We start from the raw sequence: 24,543 nt of genomic DNA on the forward strand, positions 1-24,543 counted from the left end.
CCTCTGCGTCGGCCCGCCGCGCCGGCATACCCCGCCGCGCCGGCATACCCCGCCGCGCTTTTGTTAGGGCGCTTTCAGATAAGATCCAGACCGCGCAATTCGGTCTTCAGGTAGGCGTAATAGATGGGGGCGGCCACCAGCCCCTCCAGTCCAAACGCCGCTTCAAACACCAGCATGGCCAGCAGCAGCTCCCAGGATTTGGCCTGGATGCGATTGCCGACAATCTCGGCGTTGAGGAAATATTCCAGCTTATGGATCAGCATCAAATATACCAGCACCACGCCCGCTATCGGCAGCGAGACGGAGAGCGCCGAGATAATCATCAGGAAATTGGATATCAGGTTGCCGATAATCGGCAGCAGGCCAAAGATAAAGGTGGCCACCACCAGCGTCTTGGATAACGGCAGATGCACCTTGAACAGCGGAAAAATCACCAGCAGCAGGATAGAGGTCAGGATGGTATTGACCAGCGAAATCTTGATCTGGGCAAACACGATATTACGAAAAGAGCTGGATAAATTCTGTACGCGCTGCAGCATTTGCTCGCGAAAATAGGTGGTGCGTCCCGATGGCTTATTCAATGAGATAATCGCGCCGATAATCAGCCCGATAAGGATGGTGATTAAGCCGTGCAAAAAACTGCGTCCCATATTGCGGATGGTAATGAGGTTTTTTTCCACCACGGCGAAAACCTGGTTTTTCAGCTCTTCCGCGCTGTCCGGCAGGTAGGCTGGCAATATATCGGGCAGACGATTTTTGACGCCGGAGAAAATGCGGTTGGTTTCGGCGGTTAAATCAATGCCGCGCTGGATATTCGAGGTCAGGAAACTGACCAGGCTGACAATGGATAGCGTCATGACAATCACTACCACGGCGGCGATGATGCTGACCACGACCCAGCGCGCCCGGCCGCCGATGATGCGCTCAAACCAGGGCGTAAGGGCGAAAATGATTTCATAGGCCAGGAACCCCGCGACAAAACAGGGAAATAAGTGCAAAGGGATAATGATCGCAATAAACAGCAACATCAACACAAAGGTGCTGATTTTGATGTGAGTATGACTAATAGTCATTATTGTTCCTTTCCATACCGCTTGATTCCATTTTATCGCATACCATAAAAAAGCATAGCGTAGCGCTGATGCCGGCAACGTTTATTTTAGCGGCCATGATACGCTTTTCCCGCCCGGGTGGACGGGGAATCGTTATGTAAAGGCGATGGGAGCAAGGGTTATTTGATGACCTGGGGATTAACGCAGTTTTCCCTAATCCGGCCGGTAAGGGCGTTGATCAGATTATCCACCGCGGTGGCGGCCATTTGATAGCGGGTTTCATCGGTGGCGGAGCCCACATGCGGCATGGCCACCACGTTCGGCAGGCGCAGCAGCGGCGAATCCACCGGCAGCGGTTCCTGCTCGTAGACATCCAGGCCGGCGCCGCGGATGGTACGGTTTTCCAGCGCCTCGATAAGCGCCGCTTCGTCCACTACCGGACCGCGTCCGGCATTGATAAGGATAGCGCCGGGTTTCATAAGGGCCAGCTTCTCGCGGCCGATCAGATGATGGGTTTCATCCGTCAGCGGCAGGATGATACAGACAAAATCAGACCGGGCCAGCAGGGTATCCAGATCGCAATACTCGGCGTCAAAACGGCTTTCCGCCTCGGCGTGCTGACGACGGGCGTTATAGAGCACCGGCATGGAAAACCCCAGGTTCGCACGCTGCGCCAGCGCCAGGCCGATACGTCCCATGCCGACCACGCCCAGGGTTTTATGATGCACGTCGGTGCCAAACCAGGTGCTGTCGACGCTCTCACGCCATTCGCCCGCCTTGGTCCTCTCCGCCAGTTCCACCAGGCGCCGCGCGGTGGCCAGCACCAGCCCCATCAGCAGGTCGGCCACGGTTTCCGTCAGGGCGTGGGGAGTATGCATCAGCGCAATGCCGCGCGCGCTCATCTCGTCGACGTCGAACTGATCGTAGCCGGCGGAAATGGTGGAGGCGGCCCTGAGGTTGGGCAGCGCGTCGAGCATTGTTTTATCGAATTTACCGCCGGAGCCGATGATACCCTGAGCCTGTTGCAATATGTCCGCATGTCTGCGCACATTTTCTGCGCCCACATCCCCGATTTCGGTCACGTCAAAATGCTCATCCAGACGTTGGCGCAGGTCGTCGGGTAACGATTTGTACAATACTACGGCAGGTTTCATCATGATCTCCGTTGGTCGGTTATGTCATTTGGCGATAAAGACCAGCATACCATTTTTGCCTGTTAACGGAAAAGGCGGCGCCGGCTTTAGGCCATGCGCGGCACGGCGTTTTCCGCCGGTTTGACAATTAACGTCAACCACACCGATACCAGCAGCGCCACCGCCATAAAGACATAGGACGCCGAGGGCGAACCGGTGGCGCCGTTAAGGTAGCCGACCACCCACGAGCCGACGAAGGAACCGAGGGCGCCCATGCTGTTAATCAGCGCCATCGCCCCGCCGGCGACGTTGCGCGGCAGCATTTCCGGCACTATGGCGAAGAACGGGCCATAAGGCGCATACATGGCGGCGCCGGCGATAACCAGCAGCGCATAGGAACCCCAGAAATGGTGGGCGCCCAGCAGGTAGGAACCGATAAAGGCCAGGGCGCCAATCAGCAGCAGTGGCCAGACGAATATTTTGCGTTTCTGTAGTTTGTCCGATGCCCAGGAGACGATGATCATGGCAATGGTGGCCGCCAGGTAAGGCACCGCGGATAACCAGCCGGCCTGCACCATGCCCATTTCCATGCCGTTGCGCAGAATGGACGGCAGCCATAATACAAACCCGTAAACGCCGATGCTCCAGGCGAAATACTGGATGCACAGAATAATCACATTACGCGAACGGAACGCCTCGGCGTAATTATGCACCGCTTTAATGCCTTCCTGTTCCTTGGCCAATTGCCGTTGCAGCGCCTGCTTTTCTTCCTCCGACAGCCATTTTGCCTGGGCGGGTTTATCGTTAACCAACACCCACCAGCAAAAAGCCCAGATAACCGCCGGGATGCCTTCGAAGATAAACATTTCCCGCCAGCCGAAGGCGTTGATCAAATACCCCGAAACCACCGACATCCACAGTACCGTCACCGGGTTGCCGAGGATCAGGAACGTATTGGCACGTGAGCGTTCGGCTTTGGTAAACCAGTTGCTGATATAAATCAGCAACGCCGGCATCACCGCCGCCTCCACCACGCCCAGCGCAAACCGGATCGCCATCAGCATGGGAATATTACTGACGATGCCGGTGAGCGCGGCGAAACCGCCCCATAAGACCAGGCACCAGAAAATCAGCGTCTTGACGCTGCGGCGTTCGGCATAAATAGCGCCCGGTATCTGAAAAAAGAAATAACCGAGAAAGAACAGCGCGCCCAATAATGACGATACCCCTTTGGTTATTCCCAGGTCATCGTTAATACCGGCGGCGGAGGCAAAACTGAAGTTGGCCCGGTCGAGATATGCCAGACTGTAGCTGATAAATACAATCGGCATAATATACCACCAACGTTTTGGTGCTAATTTCGCTAAGCTCATAGATGTATTCCTTCATTGATATCGCTGCTGTCTCAACCGCCGCAGGGTAGGGCCGGGGCGGGTGTTCCGATGTCGTTGTTATTGTTTCGACGCGGTGCGTCAATAGCCTGCCCGGCCATCCGCCGCCGCGCGCGCTGGCATCATCATGTTCTTTGGTATCGGTTCCATCCCTATGTCGAATAAATTACCCCGGCGCCCGGGCGCACACCGCGGGGGCGGGGCCGTCGTGACGCCGGCGGCCGGACCCGGCTACCGCCGGGAAGAGGCCCGGTAATAAGCCGGCCAGGCGGCGCGCTTATTGCAATAGCGCGATGAACCGGCGGGTTACCGCCGCCAGATCGTCCCCTTCCAGCGGAAACTCAATGGCGCGCGGCACATCGTCCGGCAGGCTTGCCAGCAACCGCCGCCAGTACTGCCCGTCGTGTTGCGGCGCCGTGGCGCGCCAGCCGTTATCCGACGGGAGCGCGACCTTGATATGGATATAGCTGACAAAAGAGGCCAGCTCCGTGGCCGCCGCCTGCGGATCTTCCCCGACCCAGCGCCAGTTGCCCATATCAAACGTCATGCCGACCGGCAGCCGCGCATCCCGCGCCCGGTGCAAAAACGCGCTGATGGGGGCCAGCGCGCCGCATTCGGTCTGGTCGTTCTCCACCATTAACCGCACGCGCCGGGATGTCAGCAACGCGTCCAGGCCGGCGATATCCCCAGTGGCGGAATAATGGCCTAAGGATAATTTTAGCCGCTCGGCGCCAAGGCGTTCGGCTTCGTCGAACAGCTGCGGCAACAACGGGTTGGGCGCGCCGTCCCGGGTAAATAAGGCCTCCGGCGCGGAATAGAAGCAGCGCAGCCCCAGGCCGGCTATCTCCCGGGCCAGTTCCGGCAGGCGGGCCAGGTCGGTTTCCGTCAGCAGCTCGCGGCGCATTTCCACCCCGGCGGCGCCCGCCCCGGCGATGGTCGGCAGCAGTTTTTGCTGCCCGCCCATGGCGAGGACATTGTCATTGCCGTACGCGGCGGTAACCACAAACACATCATGTTTCATCTTGGACTCCCATGCGGAGACATTTTCCGCGGTGATGGTTTTACGGTAGATGGTACCGGTTCCATTGAGAAGTCCGTTATGTCAGATTTATGATCGCTGTCACTAATTTAGCCAACTGGCATCCGGGGCGGGGCGGGGAGGTGCGCGGCGATTAACGGCGCGTGGTCGCCGCAGGGAGGAAACTATTATCTGACTTTTCCGTTTCCTAAGGGTGCCTTACGGTCTTATCCACTTCGCTAACGGGTAGTGGACCCCCGCACGATCAGCTCGCCGCTGAACGCTTGTTCGCTGACCGGTTCGTCGGCCCCCTGGATGCGCTTTAACAATTGTTCCAGCGCGGCGTAGCCGATTTGGTAGGTCGGCTGCTTAAAGGTGGTAATGCCCACGCCCGCCAGCTCCGCCCACTCCAGTTCGTCAAATCCCAGCAGGCCGATATCGCTGCCCCAGTTCAGGCCCTGGCGCCGCAGTACGCGTGCGATGTGCAGCGTCAGCGCGCCGTTGGCCGACAGAATGGCCTTGCGCATGCCGCGGTGGCGGCGGTTAAAGTCCTGGATAACGGCGGCCAGGGTGTCGGTATCGTTCAGCGCGCACTCCGCCTCTTCCGCCGCCAGATCCGGATGGGCCGCCAGGCAGGCGCGAAAGGCCTGCAGCCGTTCGATGCGGGTATTCACCGTGCCCAGGGGCTCGCTGAGGAACATAATGGCTTCAAATCCCTGCGCGATCAGGTGCCCGGTGGCGCGGGTCGCCGCCTCGCGGTTGTCCAGGCCCACCATGTCGCAGGCGAAACCGGGAATTTTGCGATCAATCAGCACCATCGGCAGCAAGGACTGCTGCAGCATGGCAAGCGCATCCTCATGCATGCCCACCGCGTTGACCACGATCCCTTCCACCTGATAGCCGTTAAGCAGCTGAAGATAGTGGCGTTCCTGGTTCACTTCGTTGTTGGTGTTGCATACCAGCAGGGTGAAGCCGTGCCGGCGGCAGGCGGCCTCGATGCCGCGCATCACGTCAACGGAATAGGGATTGGTAATATCGGCGATAATCAGGCCTATCAGCCTGGTCTGTCCCCCCTTCAGGCTGCGGGCCATCTGGCTGGGGCGGTAATTGAGCTGCACGATGGCCGCTTCGATGCGCGCCTTAAGGTCGTCGGAAAGCAGGTGCAGCTCGCCGTTCAAATAGCGCGACACGCTGGTCTTGCCGCTGTTTGCGGCTCTGGCCACATCGCTGATGGTGGCGCGTCCCGATGCGCGGGTCCCTTTTTGCTGGCTCACGGCGTACCTCTCCTGATAGAAATTCATGCACCTGAGCGGCTGATAAATTTATCCGCGCCCCGGCGGCGCGTATTATTAAACCATTGAACAACGTGCATGTGCGGATTATGTGCCTGCGTCCCGGCGGCATTGATTTGTTTGCCGCGCCAGCGCATGCATGGGCAACGTTTTTTCGCCCCGGGTAAATAACCTGCTGACCAGCGTTAGCATAGCCAATCCTGAAGCGGTAACAAACGCTTTTAACCGGCGCGCCATTGCAGGGTCAGCAGCATATGGCCGGTTTCGGCGTTAAAAGCCTTGCCGATTTCGCGGAAATCCTGGCGGTAGTAAAAATGACAGGCGGCGCGGTTTAACTGGTAGACCTCAAGGGTCAACACCGGGTAGCGCTGTTTTACCCGCGTCATCAGCGCCTGGCCGATGCCCTGGCGATGGTAGCGGGGCGCGACAAAAACCGCGCCGACAAACTGCTCCATCATCACGCTGATAAAGCCGGTGATGACGCCGTCGCGCTCAGCCACCCAGCTCCGGGCTTGCGGCAGGTAGTCGTCGCGCACCAACGGCAGGCTCTCAAGCCAGTAGCCGGCGCGGATAAAGGGATGGGCGCGGGTGGTGCTGTCCAGCCACAGCGCCAGCAGCGCGGGCATATCGCCCGGCACAAACGGGCGGATCATCGCCTTACTCCTTAATTGGGCTGTATATCTTACCGCCAGAGGGTATACTGGCGCATTCTTAATATATCCACTTTTATCGCGTGCGAATTCAACATGCAAAAGTTTGATCCCAAGACCTTTCAGGGCCTGATCCTGACCTTACAGGACTACTGGGCGCGCCAAGGCTGCACCATTGTCCAACCGCTGGATATGGAAGTCGGCGCGGGCACCTCCCATCCCATGACCTGCCTGCGGGCGCTGGGACCGGAGCCGATTGCCGCCGCCTACGTGCAGCCGTCGCGTCGTCCCACCGACGGCCGGTACGGCGAAAATCCCAACCGCCTGCAGCACTACTATCAGTTTCAGGTCATCATCAAGCCTTCCCCGGACAATATCCAGGAATTATACCTCGGCTCGCTGAAAGAAGTCGGGCTGGATCCGACCATTAACGATATCCGTTTTGTCGAGGACAACTGGGAAAACCCGACGCTTGGCGCCTGGGGCCTCGGCTGGGAAGTGTGGCTCAACGGCATGGAAGTGACGCAGTTTACCTACTTCCAGCAGGTGGGCGGGCTGGAATGCCGCCCGGTGACCGGCGAAATCACCTATGGCCTGGAACGCCTGGCCATGTACCTGCAGGGCGTGGACAGCGTCTATGACCTGACCTGGAGCGACGGCCCGCTGGGCAAGACCACCTACGGCGATGTATTCCATCAAAACGAAGTGGAGCAATCCACCTATAACTTCGAGTACGCCGACGTCGACTTCCTGTTTGTTTGTTTCGATCAGTACGAAAAAGAAGCGCAGACGCTGCTGGCGCTGGAAAAACCCCTGCCGCTGCCGGCGTATGAACGTATTCTCAAGGCGGCGCACAGCTTTAATTTATTGGATGCCCGCAAGGCCATCTCGGTTACCGAACGTCAGCGTTATATTCTGCGGATCCGCACCCTGACCAAAGCGGTCGCCGAAGCCTACTACGCTTCCCGGGAAGCCCTGGGTTTTCCGATGTGCAAAAAGAACGAGAAATAAGAGGCCGGCCATGACGCAACACACTTTCCTGGTGGAAATCGGCACGGAAGAGCTGCCGCCAAAAGCGCTTCGCCAACTGGCGCAGTCGTTCGCCACCCTGTTTACCGCCGAACTCGACGGCGCCAACCTGCCCCACGGTGAGGTGCAATGGTTCGCCTCGCCCCGCCGCCTGGCGCTTAAGGTGCTAAACCTTGGCGCCGCCCAGGCCGACAGCAACATTGAAAAACGCGGTCCCGCCGTTGCCCAGGCGTTTGACGCCGAGGGCAAACCCACCAAGGCGGCCGAGGGCTGGGCGCGCGGCTGCGGCATCACCGTCGAGCAGGCGGAACGCCAGGTGACCGACAAGGGCGAATGGCTGCTCTACCGGGCGTCGGTTAAAGGCAAGCGCGCGCAGGAACTGCTGCCGGGCATGGTCACCACCGCGCTGGCTAAACTGCCGATCCCGCGCATGATGCGCTGGGGCGACAGCGACACGCAGTTTATCCGTCCGGTGCATACCGTCGTCCTGCTGCTGGGCGACGAGCTGATTCCGGGGCGTATCTTGGGCATAGACTCCGCCCGCGCCGTGCGCGGCCACCGTTTTATGGGCGAGTCCGAACTGACGCTGGACAACGCGGACCAATACCCGGCCCTGCTGCTGGAACGTGGCAAGGTGATGGCCGATTACGAGCTGCGCAAGGCCCAGATCAAGCGCGACGCCGAGGCGGCGGCCAGGGAAATCGGCGGTACTGCCGATTTGACCGACAGTTTGCTGGAAGAAGTGACCTCGCTGGTGGAATGGCCGGTGGTGCTCACCGCGCGGTTTGAGGAAAAATTCCTCGCCGTACCGGCCGAGGCCCTGGTCTACACCATGAAGGGCGATCAAAAATACTTCCCGGTGTACGACGCCCAGGGCAAGCTGCTGCCGCACTTTATCTTTGTTTCCAATATCGCCTCCAAAGACCCAAGCCAGGTGATATCCGGCAATGAAAAAGTCGTGCGCCCACGTTTGGCCGACGCCGAATTTTTCTATAACACCGATTTGAAAACACGCCTGGAAGACCGGCTGCCCCGGCTGGATACCGTATTATTCCAGCAGCAGCTGGGCACCGTGCGCGATAAAAGCGATCGTATCGAGTCGCTTGCCGGCTGGATTGCCGGCCGGATTGGCGCCGACGTGCAGCATGCCGCCCGCGCCGGGCTGCTGTCCAAGTGCGACCTGGTGACCAATATGGTGTTTGAGTTTACCGACACCCAGGGCGTGATGGGCATGCACTACGCCCGCCACGACGGCGAGCCGGAAGACGTGGCGCTGGCGCTAAAAGAACAGTACCAGCCGCGTTTCTCCGGCGATGCCCTGCCGTCCACGCCGGTATCCTCGGCGGTGGCCATCGCCGAGAAAATGGATACCCTGGCCGGTATTTTCGGCATCGGCCAGCATCCGAAAGGGGATAAAGATCCGTTTGCCCTCAGGCGCGCCGCCCTGGGCGTGCTGCGCATTATCGTCGAGAACAACCTGCCGCTGGATTTATCGGCCCTGGCCGCCGAAGCCGCGCGCCTGTACGGTGAAAAACTCACCAATGCCAGGGTGGTGGACGATGTGGTCGACTTTATGCTCGGCCGCTTCCGCGCCTGGTACCAGGAAGCGGGCCACAGCGTCGACACCATCCAGGCGGTGCTGGCGCGCCGGCCTACCCGACCGGCGGATTTCGAAGCCCGCATGCGCGCGGTCACCTATTTCCGCACCCTGGACGCCGCCGCCGCGTTGGCGGCCGCCAACAAGCGCGTGTCCAATATCCTGGCCAAGGCCACCGACACCCTGAACGGCGACGTGCGCGCCGCGGTGCTGAAAGACGCGGCGGAGATCCAGCTGGCGACGCATCTTACGGTGTTGCGCGATAAGCTGGAGCCGCTGTTTGCCGCGGGCCGCTACCAGGAAGCGCTGGCGGAACTGGCCACCCTGCGCGAGCCGGTGGACGCGTTTTTCGATAAAGTGATGGTGATGGACGACAACGCCGAGGTGCGGGTCAACCGCCTGACGCTGCTCAGCCAGCTGCAACAGCTGTTTTTGCGGGTGGCGGATATCTCGCTGCTGCAATAGCGACTCTTGCCATAAGCAGACAGTAGTATGCAGAGCCGGTCAGTTAATACTGATCGGTTTTTTTTAGCAAAGTGCTTAAACCAGCAAATGGCTTTTCTCTGACGCCTTGTTATCAATATTGATGAAACTTATTGATATGACATTTTTTAACTTTTACTCGACATAAATTAAAATATTAATGCCCGATGGCAATTTACTGCTGGTACTATCGTTTTATAGTGAGTGAGCGAAAAATTTTTAACAGCAATGTGATCTGTTTTTATCTTAGAATAAAGTTTTTTAATGTATGCACCTCTCTCTTATTTATTCTTTAAATGATTGAAAAAAAAGAATTTTGTAGCGTTTATGAATTCCATTTATTGACATCCTTTTGAATTACTTTTCCTTTAACAATAATTAAGGAATTTTAATGAAAATAAATACATATTGTTTTATATAGGAAAAAATATAAAAATAATGTTAATGAAAGAATCTTCTCTTGTTTCAGTTAATGAAATTCAGTAATTGGAATTTGAATTTTACAAAAATAATTTTAGCTTCTTGAATATCGATTGTGATTTTATAATGATAGGAGGTAAAAAATGGCTTGGTCTGATATCAAATCTATTGAATCCTTGCAGGTTTCATTTACTACAACTAACCGTGTTGCATATATCTATGGAAATGGTTTCAACACCGTAGAAGTTATCATTTATATAAAAGCATTGGATGAATTCGGCCAGGAATTCACGGATTATTCATTGGACGAGTTTCGACGTAATGTAAATCTAATAGAGGTTATTAGGACAGCGCATCTAAGCCAGAATCCTAACAACAGTACTTGGTTTGTTGTTTATGGTTCCCTTGGGTTCGATATTCTCCCTCCGGCACCATCATTTGCGCCAGTCCAGGATACACCGTCTACGTACATACTGCCTGACAATACTGAGACAAATGCAGATGCCCATCAGACTACATTTGAAAAAGATCATATGTTGGAAAACAGCTATTCATCAACGGGATATTACCAAGGTGATATCAATGAGATGAACATGTCCGAAAGGTTCAGGGAAACCGAATCTCAAATGGTGCCTGTGGATGGACTTATCGAGACAAGTGGCAGAACGTTTAGTTATTTCGTAGGACGTGGGGCAGCTAGTCCTTCCAGAACCATTGAAATCGCGGTGCAACTAACCTTGACCCATCCGGCCGCTTCGCCAAAGGTGATAAGTACAGGTTTATACGGTACCCCCGGATTTTTCAGTTCTGTTACAATTAATGCCTTGGACCCCATTGATTATTCTGACGCGAGAAACGTTACTCTCAGTCAACGATCGAGAGAAACTTTACGGGATAATATTTATTGGGAGTCCCATAGACTAGTTACCTATTATCATTATAATGGAACGCTCGATTGTGTAACTATCAATCTTTATCCAAAAATAGGAGGAACTTTTTTATTAGCAGAACCTATGGATATTATTTCGGACGCCGATTTGAATTTAGGTAATGACCCTTGGGGGGGGGCAGGATTTACAGGAATTGCTCAAGGCTCTAGTTACCTTTATAGTCGGCCTTTTTCTGTGATGGAGCGTGGCTGGGGCCGCTCTTATTATCAAGTGAATTTTTGGTATGTAAAGCCATTTAATCCAGAAGTTCAAGGCCATTTCTTGGGGTATGCTTCTGGTTTCGCGTTTAAATTATTTACCTCTTTAAATGCCGGTGACGTAGATAATAATATTACGAATCCGGCAACGTTGGTCATGTATCAGTTTTCTATATGGGGTGAGACTGACATTGTGGCTCATTATTGGAGTAGCGGCCAAGCGAGCACGCGTGTTATTAGTCTCACTGATAAATACGGTAATAAAGGCAATCTCACACTGTATTTTAATACCAATGATTACTTCGATGTGCCTCAGTTACGATGATTGTATAAACGAAAAAAGTAAATAAACTCGCAAGGATTGATCTATGAGCAATTTATTTTCTTCCCAGGCCTCAAATTCTATCGAGGGTCTGCAGGGCGGAGTCGATCCCCGCACGGGCCTGTTTGTAATCGCGCTTCCCATTGCCAATTTGGTGGGTAACGGCGGTGTTGGCCCGGCATTTGACGCCAGGTTGACATATTCACCGCTTAGCACCGGAAATGATGGTTACGGAATAGGTATCTCACTGGGTTATTCCTATTATGACTTCGCGAATCGGCTATTAGTGCTTAATACCGGCGAGCGATATAATATTATTGAAACCGGAGATCAACCGATCATTGTTCAGCATAAGCTGGACAGCTTTCGCTTTATGCGGACCAGTACCAATTATTTTATTATCTGGAAAAACGGCACCGTGGAAGTGCTGACCGGCCCACAGGACGCGCGGTCGATGAAAGTCCCGGAATATATTCATTCACCCACCGGTCAGTGGCTTAAGTTTGATTGGAACATCCTCGGCTCTCTGACGCGCCTGGAAAGAATTACCGATAGCACCGGCAAACTGTTGCTGTCGGCGGTCTACTCCGGCACTAACGCCTCCACGTTTACCCTTTGGCCGGGGAGCAGCGAAAGTTATGTCCTGACGATGATTTACCGTAATAATAATCTGTACCAGTTGACGAATAACGCGGTGACGCCGCCCTTGACCTGGACGTTTGACTATACAACGGTCGGGTCTTGGTATCCGATTACCGGTATTCACTATCCCACCGGGCTCAGGGAGCAGGTCTGGTATCAAAACGCCCGGATGTTGTTTCCGACCAGTGCGGGCCTGCCTGCCCTGCCGGCGGTATCAAGGCATTTAAAATCTCCCGGCGCCGGTCAGGAGGGGATTGACACTACTTATACCTACTCCAACTCGAATTACCTCGGCTACGGCACCGCCGGCAGTTGGTCGCCGGACCGCGATAACCTTTTCGGGGTTCTCAACGCCTATACCTATTGGTCGCGCAGAACAGTGACCAGCGGCGGCGTCTCGCGGGCGACGATCTGCACATACAATAACTTCCATCTGCAAATCGAAGAGGAAACGCAAAGCCTGGGTGCCAGCACTCGTACCATTACCGAGTATTATGCCTTGCCGGGCACGGTTTTTGACAATCAGCCCCCGCAGTTTCAGCTGCCGCGCAGCCGGACTGTTATATGGCGCTATCTCTCCGGTACGCCGCGCAGCGAAATTACCCTGACGGAATTTGATGCCTCAGGCAATCCCACCCGCACGCAAACCCCGGACGGTATGGTTACCGAGCTGTTTTATTATTCGTCCGCCGGGGAGCCCGGCTGCCCGCCCGACCCATGGGGATTTACACGCTTTATACGGCGGAAAAATACAATCCCGGCCCCCTCGGCGTTCTCCACCCCCGCGCGCGACGAGAACTACAACTATATTTCCCTGCCCGCCATGGCCGGCGCCCCCGCCCCTTATAGCGTGCTGATGGAAGACCGCTTTGACGCCAGCGGCGCAACCCGGATACTGCATACCCAGCAGTTCTACCTTAACCAGCGCGCCAGCCCGACGATGCATGGGCGACCTGCGCGCACGGTGCGCTGGTTTTATGACCTCAACAACAGTAGTCTGAGTTATCCGAATTTCCTCGAACAACTTTATACGTTAAACGCAAATGTGCTGACCACCAGCGAGCGGGTCACCGGTCACGATAAGCTAACGCTCACTACCAGCCGGGAAGTATCGATATTAAGTGGGCGGGTGCTGGCCGAGACCGATGAGCAGGGCAACCGCACGGTAAATGTCTATGATAATCTCGGTCGCCCTACCCGCTCCACCCGCAATGCCGGCAGCGCGTTCCAGCAGGTGACCATGCTTGCCTATGCAACCCAGCCTGTAACCGGCGGCACCGCTATTTACACCACCACCACCGATCCGCTCGGCAATGCCACGCGCAGCTGGTTTGATGGCCTGGGGCGGGTGACGCGCCAGGAAGTTAGCGATCCGGATACAAACGGTCAGTGGTTTGAGGCGCAAACCGCCGCCTATAATGCTTTTGGCGAGCGGGTCGCCGAAAGCGTGTTTGACTATCCCCGTAGCGGCCAGGTCGCCCGTATGGCGCGTACGGCGGCGATCACGTATGACATTTGGGGGAACCTATTGCGTACCGCGTTCAACGACGGAACCACGTTGATAACCCAAAGCGACCCGATTGCACTGACCCAGGCTGAGACCCGCGAGGGCTTCGCCAATAATCAGACGCTATATGCCGGCTGGACCCTGACCACTCTGGACGTCCGCGGGCTGCCGCTGACCATTGTCCGGCGCGATCGGTCGGGCGTGACGCTGGGGCAGGTCACCCGCCGTTATGATGGCCTGGGTCGTTTGCGTCAGGAAACCGATGAAATGGGCCGCACCATCGATTACCAGTATGACGCCTTCGATCGGGTAGTAGGCCAACGTCTGCCCGACGGTAGCGTGGTGAGTAAAATGTACGTGCCGTTTAGCGACCAGCTATGGGCTACCGCCATCCGTGTTACTAATTCCGCTGCGCGTATTTTTCAGTTGGGCTCCCAGGCATATGACAGCAGTGGGCGCATCATGCAAAGTACCAGCGGCGGTCGCCTGACCCGTTTTGGCTGGACTGGCGCCAGCCCGCTGCCGTCCACTGTGACCACGCCGATGGGCGAAGTGCTGCGCTATGAATATATTCCCCAATTGGATAATGCCGTCAGGAGCGTGACCAGCGGCACCCTGCGCCAGGATTTTACCTGGGACCCCCTGAGCGGCAGAATGACGCGGGCCACGGGCGATAATGGCGTGGTTACCACGCGCGCGTTTACCCGCTCCGGCCAGTTGCAGGGAGAAACCTTTACCGTGCCGGGCCAGCCGTTGCGTGGGGTAAACCACGCCTGGAGCCTGATGGGCAGCCAGACGCAGTATACCGATGTCACCGGCACGCAGACCCAATATCAGTATAATGCGGTGGGGCAACTGGTTCGGGTCAGCGATGCGGATATGGTTATAACACTGACCTACGATGCGCTGGGCAGACTGGAAACGCGGCACACCGCCGACCCACGCGGTCTGCATGGCTGCACCATCAGGCTGGGCTACGATCAGTTTGACCGCGAGATTGCCCGCTCGGTCACAGCGGCCAATAACGAAACGCTGACCATAAGCCAGACCTGGTATGCCAACGACCAGCGGCGCAGCAGCGAAACACGGCACAATAATGTAATACTGCGCCAGGAAGCCTGGTTTTACGACAGCCGCAACCGGCTGGAACGCTATACCTGCGCCGGCGCCGCGCCGCCGGTAGACCCCTACGGCAAGTCTATCTCGTTACAGACCTTTGTCTATGACGCCATCGACAACATTACCCAATGCGGCACTACGTTTCCCGGCGGCGTGGACAATGCGCTGTTTCAATTTAATAACCCCAGCGATCCCACCCAGCTCAGCCGGGTGCAGCACAGCCATCCGGATTATCCCGCCGTGATAGCGCTGACGTATGACGCCAACGGCCAGATGACGCTGGACGAGGCCGGACGCCGGTTGGCTTATGACCCGCTGGGCCGTTTGATTTCGGTGACGGGCGGCCCCGCTCCGGGCGGCGGTTATGGCTATGACGCCCTCAATCGATTGGTCGGACAATCGGTAACCGGGCGCGGCGCGCATGCGCTTTATTACCGCAATGATGAGAGGGTCAACGAGCAGCAACCCGGCGCGTTGCGGCCGGTGCGGCTAGCCAAACTGGGCGGCGCCACTGCAGCGGTGCATGACGGTACCAACTTGCGACTGACGGCCACCAATGATCAGAACAGCCTGCTGTGGTCACGGGCCGAAAATCAGACCTCGGAGCTGGTCCGTTATACCCCCTGGGGCTTTAGTCCTGCCTTCCGCCCGTCGTTGCCCGGTTTTACCGGCGAGCGTCCCGATCCGGTGAGCGGCGCTTATCACCTGGGCAACGGCTATCGCGCTTATAACCCGGTGCTGATGCGTTTTAATACGCCGGATTCGTTAAGTCCGTTCGGCGCGGGCGGTATCAATGCCTATGTCTATTGCGCCGGCGACCCGGTCAATAACGCCGATCCGAGCGGCCATATCAGCTGGCAGGGCATTCTGGGTATCGTTTTGGCTGTCGTAGGCTTTGCCTTGAGCATCCCCACCGGCGGCGCCTCACTATCATTGGTCGCGGGCGTCTTGATTACCCTTGAAGCGGCGGCGGCGGCGACAGGCATTGCCTCCATCGCGCTGGAGGAAAAGAATCCGCAGGCCTCGGCGGCGCTGGGATGGGCATCGCTGGCTCTGGGATTAGGCGCGGGGGCGGGGGCGGGCGTCGGCAAATTGGCGGCCAGACGCGCTAACACCACCAGGGGAGGAGGTCTTGAAGATATCGCGCTTGGCAACAGGATAGAGTTGGGCGACGATCTGTATTTATTTAAAGGGTCTGAAAATTCAGAACGCCTTATTATTTCGTCCCATGGAAAATATCACCAAGAGGCGGGTTTTTTCACGCCGCCGCAAGGGACTCAAGTGAGGTATGGTATAAAAGAGGGAAGAAGGCTAAGGTTGGGATTGCGGCAAGCAGCCGACAATAGCTTTACGCCCGCAGAGGTCACTCGCCGTGATTTTCAGCACAATTACCGGTTAGAGCGATTCCCTAAGGATGACGATCTTTTTGCGTCCCGCCTTGCAAGTGAGTATAAAGTGGATATTATCACCGTGCGTTCTCATGCCTCGCAAAATTTTGAAATGGTTACAATACGTACCTTGTTAAAAAACTTGGAGGACAAAGGATTGCGTTATAAAACTATTGACGGTATTTTTTGCCGCGTATGGGAGTGGGACGCCCCGAATACCTTCGTAATCAAAGATCCCATGCGCTTTCACTTGACCAAGAAATTCAGTCTTAAATAAAGCGACGGAATATCTGAATCAAGTCATCGTTTATATACAGTAATAATTGTGTGCGCGGCGTGACTATAAATGTGGTGTTTTATTAGCATGTTTTCATCTTGATAAAACCTCAGAAAATCCGCGTTAATGATTTAAGTATCATAAAAGAGCTGCTGTCGTGCCATTTCATTTCGTTAAAATGATCACATGATAGAGGTAAGTGACCTGATGCAATAAAGTAATCTTATTGATTTTTATTATCGAGACCGATGTTTACGATGTGTCTGCCGGCCCCTCGCCGGCTGGTGATAACGTTTGGGGCTTCAGTCTGACCGGCAACGGCTTTATTCCTCCGGCCTTGCCGTTGCGGTTGACGGACCGCTATGGCAATAGCGGATGTGCGTCCCTTACCCTTGATGCCGTGGATGGGTTCGATGCGCCGCGGGTTTTGTAAAAAAATGAGACCATCGGTAAGGCTTTGAGCATATTTATTCCTCGCAAAGTGGACTATCCTTACACTGCAAACAGGACGCGTTAATTGGGTAACCAGGGAAAGGGGTGAGCTATTTTACAGGAGTAGTTGGTCATGATGTTAAGGGACAGACTGGCGCAGTTGCGCTATGCGCTGATGATTCCAGTGCTATTGATGCTGGCGCTGCAGATTACCGCCTGCGGCGACAAGGAGCCGGAGCAGCGCAAGGCGTTTATGGCGTTTCTACAAACCACCGTGCTGCCGGGCGGCGAGCGCCTGCCGACGCTGACCGACGATCAGAAAAAACAGTTCGGCACCTATGTGGCCGACTACCAGATCCTGCTGACCTTTACCCAGCAATATACCCAGGCGGTCAATGCCAGCCTGCTGCCGGTGCTGGATCAGGTCAGCCAGATCCGCGTGCCGCAGGATTATCTTACCCACCGGGTGGATTTGCAGCAGTCCGCAGGGGCGCTGAATCTGCTGGGGCCGCAGATAGAACGCCTGAAAAAACAGGCGGATGACTCCCGCGCCGCGCTAAAGCAGCCCGACGACCTGAAGGCGGTATACGAACAGGCCTATACCAAGCTGGTGATTCAGCCGGCACAGCAGGTGACGCCGGTGGTGACCAGCGCGGCGCAGCTTGCGGAAACCCTGATCCAGGTGGGCAATTTCCTGAATATGCAGGGCAGCCAGGTGACCTACAGCCCCACGTCGGTGGCCTTTCCCACCCGGCTGCAGGCGACGCAATATAATGAGCTGATGGCCGGCCTGCAAAGCCAGCACCAGCAGCTGATGCAGGCGCAGACCGCCGCAGGGACGGCCCTGCGCTAATGACGCGCCGCGTTACACCAAGGTGGCCCGCCGGGTCACCTTTTTGTAACATATCCGCGTCATGATGGCTGTCGTGCGTGCGAGAAAACGCAGGTATTACAGCGGTAATTTTCTTACAGCTTTAGCTACGCAATTCCGCCTTTTAGCGTCTAAATCAGCCTCTATCGCCCTCTCTTCGCCGATGCCCGGCTGGGATGATAAATAATTTGTGATACAAATCACATTTATCAAACAAATACCCAGCAAGCAAGAGTGATCTCTATCACAATTTACCCGCCGTTAACTCCCTGAAGTTATAATTGTGGTTTTTTTTCATACGGAATTTGTGATGAATATCACCGATATAGGGGATAAACAGGGGGTGACATGGTGATATTCGTCACAGTTACGCCGCTGAGTACGCATTCGGCACGCAGCGTGGTAGAGTCCCGCTGCTTATAGAACTACCGACAGAGAATGCAACACTGTCGCAACAATTTTCACGCGCCCTTATTGTCCGGCGCGTATCAATAGGGGTGTTTTTTATGTCTTCTTCGGATATCAAGGTCAGAGTACAAAATTTTGGCCGTTTCCTGAGCAATATGGTGATGCCGAATATCGGCGCCTTTATTGCCTGGGGGATTATCACCGCGCTGTTCATCCCCACCGGGTGGACACCCAACGCGACGCTGGCTAAATTAGTCGGCCCGATGATCACCTACCTGCTGCCGTTGCTGATCGGTTATACCGGCGGACGGCTGGCCGGCGGCGAACGCGGCGGCGTGGTGGGCGCCATTACCACCATGGGCGTGATTGCCGGGGCGGATATGCCGATGTTCCTCGGCGCCATGCTGGCCGGTCCGTTGGGCGGCTGGGCGATTAAACGTTTTGACCGTATGGTGGACGGCAAGATCAAAAGCGGCTTCGAGATGTTGGTCAACAACTTCTCCGCCGGCATCATCGGCATGATCCTGGCGATTATCGCCTTCCTGGCCATCGGGCCGCTGGTTGAAATCCTGTCCCATATCCTGGCGGCGGGCGTGAACCTGATGGTACGCCACGATTTATTGCCGCTGGCCTCGATCTTTGTCGAACCGGCAAAAATCCTGTTCCTGAATAACGCCATCAACCACGGCATCTTCTCGCCGTTGGGCATCCAGCAGGCTACCGCCACCGGCAAATCGATCTTCTTCCTGATTGAAGCCAACCCGGGTCCGGGCATGGGCGTGCTGATTGCCTACATGATTTTCGGTCGCGGCAACGCCAAACAGTCCGCCGGCGGCGCGGCCATCATCCATTTCCTGGGTGGTATCCACGAAATCTATTTCCCTTACGTGCTGATGAACCCGCGTCTGCTGATAGCGGTAATCCTCGGCGGCATGACCGGCGTGTTTACCCTGAGCGTGTTGCACGGCGGCCTGGTTTCCCCCGCTTCGCCGGGTTCCATCCTGGCGGTGCTGGCCATGACGCCTAAAGGCGCCTATTTTGCCAATATCACCGCGGTCATTGCGGCGTTTGCCGTGTCCTTCGTTATCGCCTCGATCCTGCTGAAAAGCATGAAGGCCAAGGAAGGGGACGATCTGGAAGACGCCACCCGCCGTATAAAAGACATGAAAGCGCAGTCCAAAGGCATGGCCGCGCCGGTTACCGCCGGCGCCACCGGCGACCTGGCTTCGGTACGTAAAATCATCGTGGCCTGCGATGCCGGCATGGGCTCCAGCGCCATGGGCGCCGGGGTACTGCGTAAAAAAGTCAAGGAAGCCGGGCTGACCAATATCAGCGTCACCAATACGGCCATCAACAGCCTGCCTGAGGATGTTGACCTGGTGATCACCCACCGCGACCTGACCGAGCGGGCCATGCGCCACGCCCCGCAGGCGCAGCATATCTCCCTGACCAACTTCCTGGACAGCGGGCTGTATACCGATCTGGTGGCGCGTCTGGTCGCGGTGCAAAAGACCGAAACCAATCAGAATAAAGTCATCACCACCCTGGACGACAGCTTCGAAGACAGCGAGCAGAACCTGTTCCGGCTGACCGCGGCCAATATCTTCCTCGGACGGCAGGCCGACAATAAGGAACAGGCGATCCGTTTTGCCGGTGAACAACTGGTCAACGGCGGTTACGTGCTGCCGGAGTATGTGGAAGCGATGCTGGATCGTGAAAAGCTGACCTCCACCTACCTGGGCGAGTCCATTGCGGTTCCCCATGGCACCATCGAGGCCAAGGATAAGGTGCTGCGCACCGGCGTGGTATTCTGCCAGTATCCGGCGGGCGTGCGTTTCGGTGATGAGGAAGACGATATTGCCCGTCTGGTGATTGGTATCGCCGCGCGCAATAACGAGCACATCCAGGTCATTACCAGCCTGACAAACGCGCTGGACGACGATGCGGTTATCCAACGCCTGATCAACACCACCGACGTAGATGAAGTGCTTGAGCTGCTCAAAGGCGGCAAAACGGCCTAACCACAACGCGGGCGATGGAAACGGTTGTATTTGAGAGGGGGCCTGCGTTGGCCCCTTTTTAACTAAGAGAATCCAAGGTTAAATCTATGAAAGCATTACATTTCGGAGCAGGTAATATCGGACGCGGCTTTATCGGTAAATTATTGGCCGATGCCGGGGTGGACGTGGTGTTTGCCGACGTTAACCAAACGGTGCTTGATGCCTTGAACGCCAGGCATGAATACGAGGTCCATGTCGTGGGCGAGCAGTCCCATGTGGAAACGGTCCGGGGCGTCAGCGCCGTTAACAGCACCGGCGCGGAAGTGGTGGCATTGATAGCCGACGTTGATCTGGTGACCACCGCCGTAGGGCCGCAGATCCTGGAACGCATCGCCGGTACCGTCGCCAAGGGATTGATCGCGCGCCATGACGCGGGCAACACCCGGCCGCTGAATATTATCGCCTGTGAAAATATGGTGCGCGGCACCAGCCAGTTGAAACAGCATGTCTTAAAGGCACTGCCCGAGCAGTATCACGCCTGGGTGGCGCAGCACGTCGGTTTCGTCGATTCCGCGGTGGATCGCATCGTACCCCCGGCCGAAGCCGGAACCCAGGATCCGCTGGCGGTGACGGTGGAAACCTTTAGCGAATGGATTGTGGATAAAACCCAGTTCATCGGCGAGCCGCCGGCCATCGCCGGCATGGAGCTGACCGATAACCTGATGGCGTTTGTCGAACGTAAGCTGTTTACGCTTAACACCGGCCACGCCATCACCGCCTACCTGGGCCAGCATGCCGGGCATAAGACCATCCGCGACGCGATCCTCGACCCCGACATCCGCCAGGTGGTGAAAGGCGCCATGGAAGAAAGCGGCGCGGTGCTGATTAACCGTTACGGTTTTGAAGCCGCGAAACACGCCGCCTATATCAATAAAATCCTGCAGCGCTTTGAGAATCCCTATTTACATGACGACGTAGAGCGCGTCGGCCGCCAGCCGCTGCGTAAGCTCAGCGCCGGCGACCGGTTGATCAAGCCGCTGCGCGGCACCATGGAATACGGCCTGCGCCACGACAACCTGCTTAAGGGCATCGCCGCCGCCATGCATTATCATAGCGAGCAGGATCCCCAGGCGCAGGAATGGGCGGCATTGCTGGAAAAATCAGGCCCCGGAGCGGCGCTGGCGCAGGTCTCCGGTCTTGAGGAAGACGGCGAGGTGGTAGCGCAGGTGGTGGATCTTTATAACGCCATGCAATGATGATGAAGATCCGGCGGCGGGCAATATCCCGCCTCCGGGGGTTACATGGTGTTCGGTGATGACGGAAAATACTCAACTGTACGAAAACCAGGTCCTCGAACAACTGAACGCCGGCACAACGGTCAGGGATTTGATGGGCGCGGCGGTGGAATTATTGGCCGAGGCGGTCAATATTCTGGTGCTGCAAATCTTTCGCAAGGATGATTACGCGGTAAAATATGCCGTGGAGCCGCTACTGATTGGCGCCGGTCCGCTGGGCGAACTACCGGTGCGCCTGAAGCTGGTATACGCCCTGGGCGTTATCAGCCGACAGGAGTATGAGGACGCCGAGCTGCTGATGGCCTTGCACGAGGCCTTGCAGGACGATCCCAAGGAATACCGGTTTACCGACGATGAAATCCTCGGCCCGTTCAGCGAACTGCACTGCGTCGCGGCGTTCCCGCCGTTGCCGGAATTTTCCCGCGTACCGGCGGATGACGCGCTGGTGCGTATGCAGCAGCAGCGCTACCAGCAGATTGTCCGTTCCACCATGGTGCTGTCGACCACTGAGTATTTAGTCCGCATCAGCGCGAAAAAAGCCTTCACTGACAAGTTGTTACTGAAATAAGCCTGCTTCAGGGAGCAACGGTACCTGAAATGCAAACGTCCCGGCCTTACGGCCGGGACGTTTGCGATCAACCGAACCATCCCGCGGGATGGTTTTTACATTTAACGGACGCCGGTTATTTGGCTTCGCCGAAACGTTTGGCCGCTTCGTCCCAGTTCACCACGTTCCAGAAGGCTTTGATATAGTCCGGGCGACGGTTTTGATATTTCAGGTAGTAGGCATGTTCCCACACGTCCAGGCCCAGGATCGGGTAGCCGGAGGTGCCGGCGATGGCTTCGCCCATCAGCGGGTTGTCCTGGTTGGCGGTGGAGACCACGGCCAGTTTACCGTCTTTCAATACCAGCCAGGCCCAGCCGGAACCAAAACGGGTGGCGGCGGCTTTTTCAAACGCTTCCTTGAACGCGTCGACGGAACCCAGATCGCGCTCAATGGCGGTTTTCAGATCGCCCGAAAGGGTGGTGCCCAGCTTCAGGCCTTTCCAGAATAGGCTGTGGTTGGCGTGACCGCCGGCGTTGTTGCGCAGTACGGTTTTTTTGTCCGCCGGCACCTGATCGAGTTTTTGGATCAGTTCGTCAACCGGCAGGCTGGCGAGTTCAGGCAGGCTTTCGAGCACGGCGTTGGCATTGTTGACATAGGTTTGATGATGCTTGGTGTGATGGATTTCCATCGTTTGTTTGTCGAAATGCGGTTCCAGGGCGTCATAAGCATAAGGCAAGGATGGCAGAGTATAGCTCATATTTATCTTCTCCATTTTAGGTGAGCGGCACCCTGAATGAATGTTAGTGCCGCGTAAGCAATCCGATCATTATAGTTAATTAAACGTTTATTAAAACGTTTATCAGTCCCTTTTAAAGAACATGTTTAGCTTTAGCTGTCAACGATTCGGCAGGGATGCGTATAAACCGCGGCCCGCCCCGGCTTACTGAATCCCACCAGCGTCAGCCCGCAGCGTTCGGCCACGTCTACCGCCAGGGCGGTGGCGGCCGAGACGGCGAACAGGATTTCCACGCCGCACATGGCGGATTTCTGCACCATTTCATAACTGGCCCGGCTGGAGACCAGCACCGCGCCGGGCGCGGCGCCCTGGCGCGCCCGGCAGCCGAGCAGCTTGTCCAGCGCCACGTGGCGGCCGACGTCCTCGCAGCCCAGCGTCAGTTCGCCGTCGGGGGTGATCCAGGCCGCCGCGTGGGTACAACCGGTCAGCCTGCCGATGGGCTGCACGCTTTTCAACTGCGCCAGCGCATGGTCCAGCCGCGCCAGCGGCCAGGTTTGGGTAAAGGGCAGGGGAGCGATGGGTTTGCCTATCTCCTCAAGCTGCTCGACGCCGCAGACACCGCAGCCGGTGCGTCCGGCCATGGCGCGCCGATGTTCTTTCAGCGCCATAAAACGGCGGCTGGACAGTTCGATATGCACCTCCAGGCCGTTGCAGGCCGTCACCACGTCCATACCGTAAATCTCGCCCGGCGCGCTGATAATGCCTTCGGACAGCGAGAAGCCCAGGGCAAATTGCTCCAGCTCTTTCGGCGAGGCCATCATGACCACATGGGAAATGCCGTTGTAGACCAGCGCCACCGGCACTTCCTCGGCCAGCCAGTCGGGTAGCTCCTGGTCGAGCTGCCCCCGTTTGCGAACGCCGAGCCGGCTTATCCCGGCAAGGGCGGTGGGGTCGGTATCCTGTATGGGAAGAGGGTCGGTCACGATGGTTTACTCGCCGTTGTGCTGGTGGGCCTGATGTCCCTAGTCTACTCCACCGGCGGCGCGGTAACAAAATGCGCATGTGGCGCGCCGCTGCGCTTAAAAAGGGGCTATGCTTTTGCTTAACGATGTTTTCACAGCAGGCTGCCGTTGGCGGCCACTCCGTTGATTGCGAGAAGGATGTTTGACATGGCAAGGCGTATTATCAGGATTATGACCGCGATCGCCCTGGCGGGCGTATCGGTGCTGGGCGTTACGGCGGCATCGGCGCCGGCGGCGTCCTCTTCCGCCGCCGCGCCGGCGCCGGAACTGAAAAACAGTGTCCGGGTCGCGTTGCTCGACGGCAAGATAACCTTACAACTGCCGCCGGATTTTGTTAACCAGACGCGGGAGGACGCCAACGCGCAAAATACCGGCGTGGTGGTCCAGCTGTTCGCCAACCGGGCGCATTCGCAGGCGGTGGGCATCAGCGAGGTGCGCACGGTCAACGGCGATGCCAACGACACCAGCGACGCGGCATTTAATAAAATGGCGCAGGGCGCGCTGTCGGGCCTGAAAACCCAGTTCAAGAATGTCAGGAAAACCGGCCAGGTCCCGGTAATGGTGGATAAGCATAAATTCCTGCGCATCGACTCCCAACAGGAAATGCAGGGCAAAGCCATGCTGGGCACCTTGTTGATAACGCCTTACCTGGATCGCGTCATCACCATCCAGGTATTGACGCCGACCTCCGGCGCAGCCGTTCATGACGACCTGGTAGGCAACATCTTGGGCACGTTGTCATTCCATTAAATACGGCTTCTCTAA

The 24,543-nt window shown here is 56.6% G+C and carries 18 protein-coding genes; 10 read left to right on the top strand and 8 right to left on the bottom strand.

All coding sequences use genetic code 11. The features are described 5' to 3' along the window. Positions 1-74: 74 nt before the first annotated feature. The 6 genes from ABUK12_RS17035 to ABUK12_RS17060 all read right to left on the bottom strand — a co-directional run bounded on the left by ABUK12_RS17035 (position 75) and on the right by ABUK12_RS17060 (position 6,539). Positions 75-1,073: an AI-2E family transporter gene (locus ABUK12_RS17035; RefSeq protein ID WP_410012963.1), complete on the bottom strand. Its 999-nt coding sequence runs from the start codon at positions 1,071-1,073 to the stop codon at positions 75-77. Positions 1,074-1,231: 158 nt separating this feature from the next. Then, positions 1,232-2,206 carry a glyoxylate/hydroxypyruvate reductase GhrB gene (gene ghrB / locus ABUK12_RS17040; protein WP_410016684.1) on the bottom strand — a complete coding sequence of 325 codons (975 nt, stop codon included), beginning with the start codon at positions 2,204-2,206 and terminating at the stop codon, positions 1,232-1,234. Positions 2,207-2,292: 86 nt separating this feature from the next. After that, positions 2,293-3,558: an MFS transporter gene (locus tag ABUK12_RS17045; protein WP_410012964.1), complete on the bottom strand. Its 1,266-nt coding sequence runs from the start codon at positions 3,556-3,558 to the stop codon at positions 2,293-2,295. Between the two features lie 295 nt (positions 3,559-3,853). After that, positions 3,854-4,597, bottom strand: coding sequence for a sugar phosphate isomerase/epimerase family protein (locus ABUK12_RS17050; protein ID WP_410012965.1), 744 nt, complete (start codon positions 4,595-4,597; stop codon positions 3,854-3,856). A gap of 236 nt (positions 4,598-4,833) precedes the next feature. Further along, a complete protein-coding gene (locus tag ABUK12_RS17055; RefSeq protein ID WP_410012966.1) occupies positions 4,834-5,868 on the bottom strand; it encodes a LacI family DNA-binding transcriptional regulator in 1,035 nt (344 codons plus the stop codon). 239 nt (positions 5,869-6,107) lie between these two features. Beyond that, positions 6,108-6,539, bottom strand: coding sequence for an N-acetyltransferase (locus ABUK12_RS17060; protein ID WP_410012967.1), 432 nt, complete (start codon positions 6,537-6,539; stop codon positions 6,108-6,110). A gap of 93 nt (positions 6,540-6,632) precedes the next feature. Here ABUK12_RS17060 and glyQ point away from each other — a divergent pair, with 93 nt between their 5' ends. The 9 genes from glyQ to ABUK12_RS17105 all read left to right on the top strand — a co-directional run bounded on the left by glyQ (position 6,633) and on the right by ABUK12_RS17105 (position 22,041). Next, on the top strand, positions 6,633-7,547 hold the full coding sequence (gene glyQ, locus ABUK12_RS17065; RefSeq protein ID WP_410012968.1) for a glycine--tRNA ligase subunit alpha: 915 nt from the start codon (positions 6,633-6,635) through the stop codon (positions 7,545-7,547). A gap of 10 nt (positions 7,548-7,557) precedes the next feature. Next, positions 7,558-9,627, top strand: a complete 2,070-nt coding sequence (gene glyS, locus ABUK12_RS17070; RefSeq protein ID WP_410012969.1) for a glycine--tRNA ligase subunit beta — start codon at positions 7,558-7,560, stop codon at positions 9,625-9,627. A 581-nt stretch (positions 9,628-10,208) separates the two neighbouring features. Continuing rightward, on the top strand, positions 10,209-11,537 hold the full coding sequence (locus ABUK12_RS17075; RefSeq protein ID WP_410012970.1) for a hypothetical protein: 1,329 nt from the start codon (positions 10,209-10,211) through the stop codon (positions 11,535-11,537). A gap of 370 nt (positions 11,538-11,907) precedes the next feature. Then, positions 11,908-16,467 carry an RHS repeat-associated core domain-containing protein gene (locus ABUK12_RS17080; protein WP_410012971.1) on the top strand — a complete coding sequence of 1,520 codons (4,560 nt, stop codon included), beginning with the start codon at positions 11,908-11,910 and terminating at the stop codon, positions 16,465-16,467. A 226-nt stretch (positions 16,468-16,693) separates the two neighbouring features. Continuing rightward, positions 16,694-16,900 carry a hypothetical protein gene (locus tag ABUK12_RS17085; protein WP_410012972.1) on the top strand — a complete coding sequence of 69 codons (207 nt, stop codon included), beginning with the start codon at positions 16,694-16,696 and terminating at the stop codon, positions 16,898-16,900. Positions 16,901-17,035: 135 nt separating this feature from the next. Beyond that, a complete protein-coding gene (locus ABUK12_RS17090) occupies positions 17,036-17,752 on the top strand; it encodes a DUF3053 domain-containing protein (RefSeq protein WP_410016685.1) in 717 nt (238 codons plus the stop codon). A gap of 524 nt (positions 17,753-18,276) precedes the next feature. Further along, the gene (locus ABUK12_RS17095; protein WP_410012973.1) at positions 18,277-20,199 is read left to right on the top strand and encodes a PTS mannitol transporter subunit IICBA; all 1,923 of its coding nucleotides are present in this window, start codon (positions 18,277-18,279) and stop codon (positions 20,197-20,199) included. Between the two features lie 86 nt (positions 20,200-20,285). Then, positions 20,286-21,434, top strand: a complete 1,149-nt coding sequence (locus tag ABUK12_RS17100; RefSeq protein ID WP_410012974.1) for a mannitol-1-phosphate 5-dehydrogenase — start codon at positions 20,286-20,288, stop codon at positions 21,432-21,434. A 58-nt stretch (positions 21,435-21,492) separates the two neighbouring features. After that, complete coding sequence (locus tag ABUK12_RS17105) at positions 21,493-22,041, top strand: MltR family transcriptional regulator (RefSeq protein WP_410012975.1); 549 nt, start codon at positions 21,493-21,495, stop codon at positions 22,039-22,041. Between the two features lie 115 nt (positions 22,042-22,156). Here the strand turns inward: ABUK12_RS17105 and sodA are convergent, their stop codons facing one another. Beyond that, complete coding sequence (gene sodA / locus ABUK12_RS17110) at positions 22,157-22,777, bottom strand: superoxide dismutase [Mn] (RefSeq protein ID WP_410012976.1); 621 nt, start codon at positions 22,775-22,777, stop codon at positions 22,157-22,159. 131 nt (positions 22,778-22,908) lie between these two features. Next, a complete protein-coding gene (gene fdhD, locus ABUK12_RS17115; protein WP_410016686.1) occupies positions 22,909-23,688 on the bottom strand; it encodes a formate dehydrogenase accessory sulfurtransferase FdhD in 780 nt (259 codons plus the stop codon). Positions 23,689-23,925: 237 nt separating this feature from the next. Between fdhD and ABUK12_RS17120 the strand changes: the two genes are divergently transcribed. Further along, positions 23,926-24,528: a hypothetical protein gene (locus ABUK12_RS17120; protein WP_410012977.1), complete on the top strand. Its 603-nt coding sequence runs from the start codon at positions 23,926-23,928 to the stop codon at positions 24,526-24,528. The last annotated feature ends 15 nt before the right edge of the window (positions 24,529-24,543 follow it).

The sequence above is a fragment of the Sodalis sp. C49 genome, assembly GCF_046352915.1.
Taxonomy (GTDB): Bacteria; Pseudomonadota; Gammaproteobacteria; order Enterobacterales; family Enterobacteriaceae; genus Acerihabitans.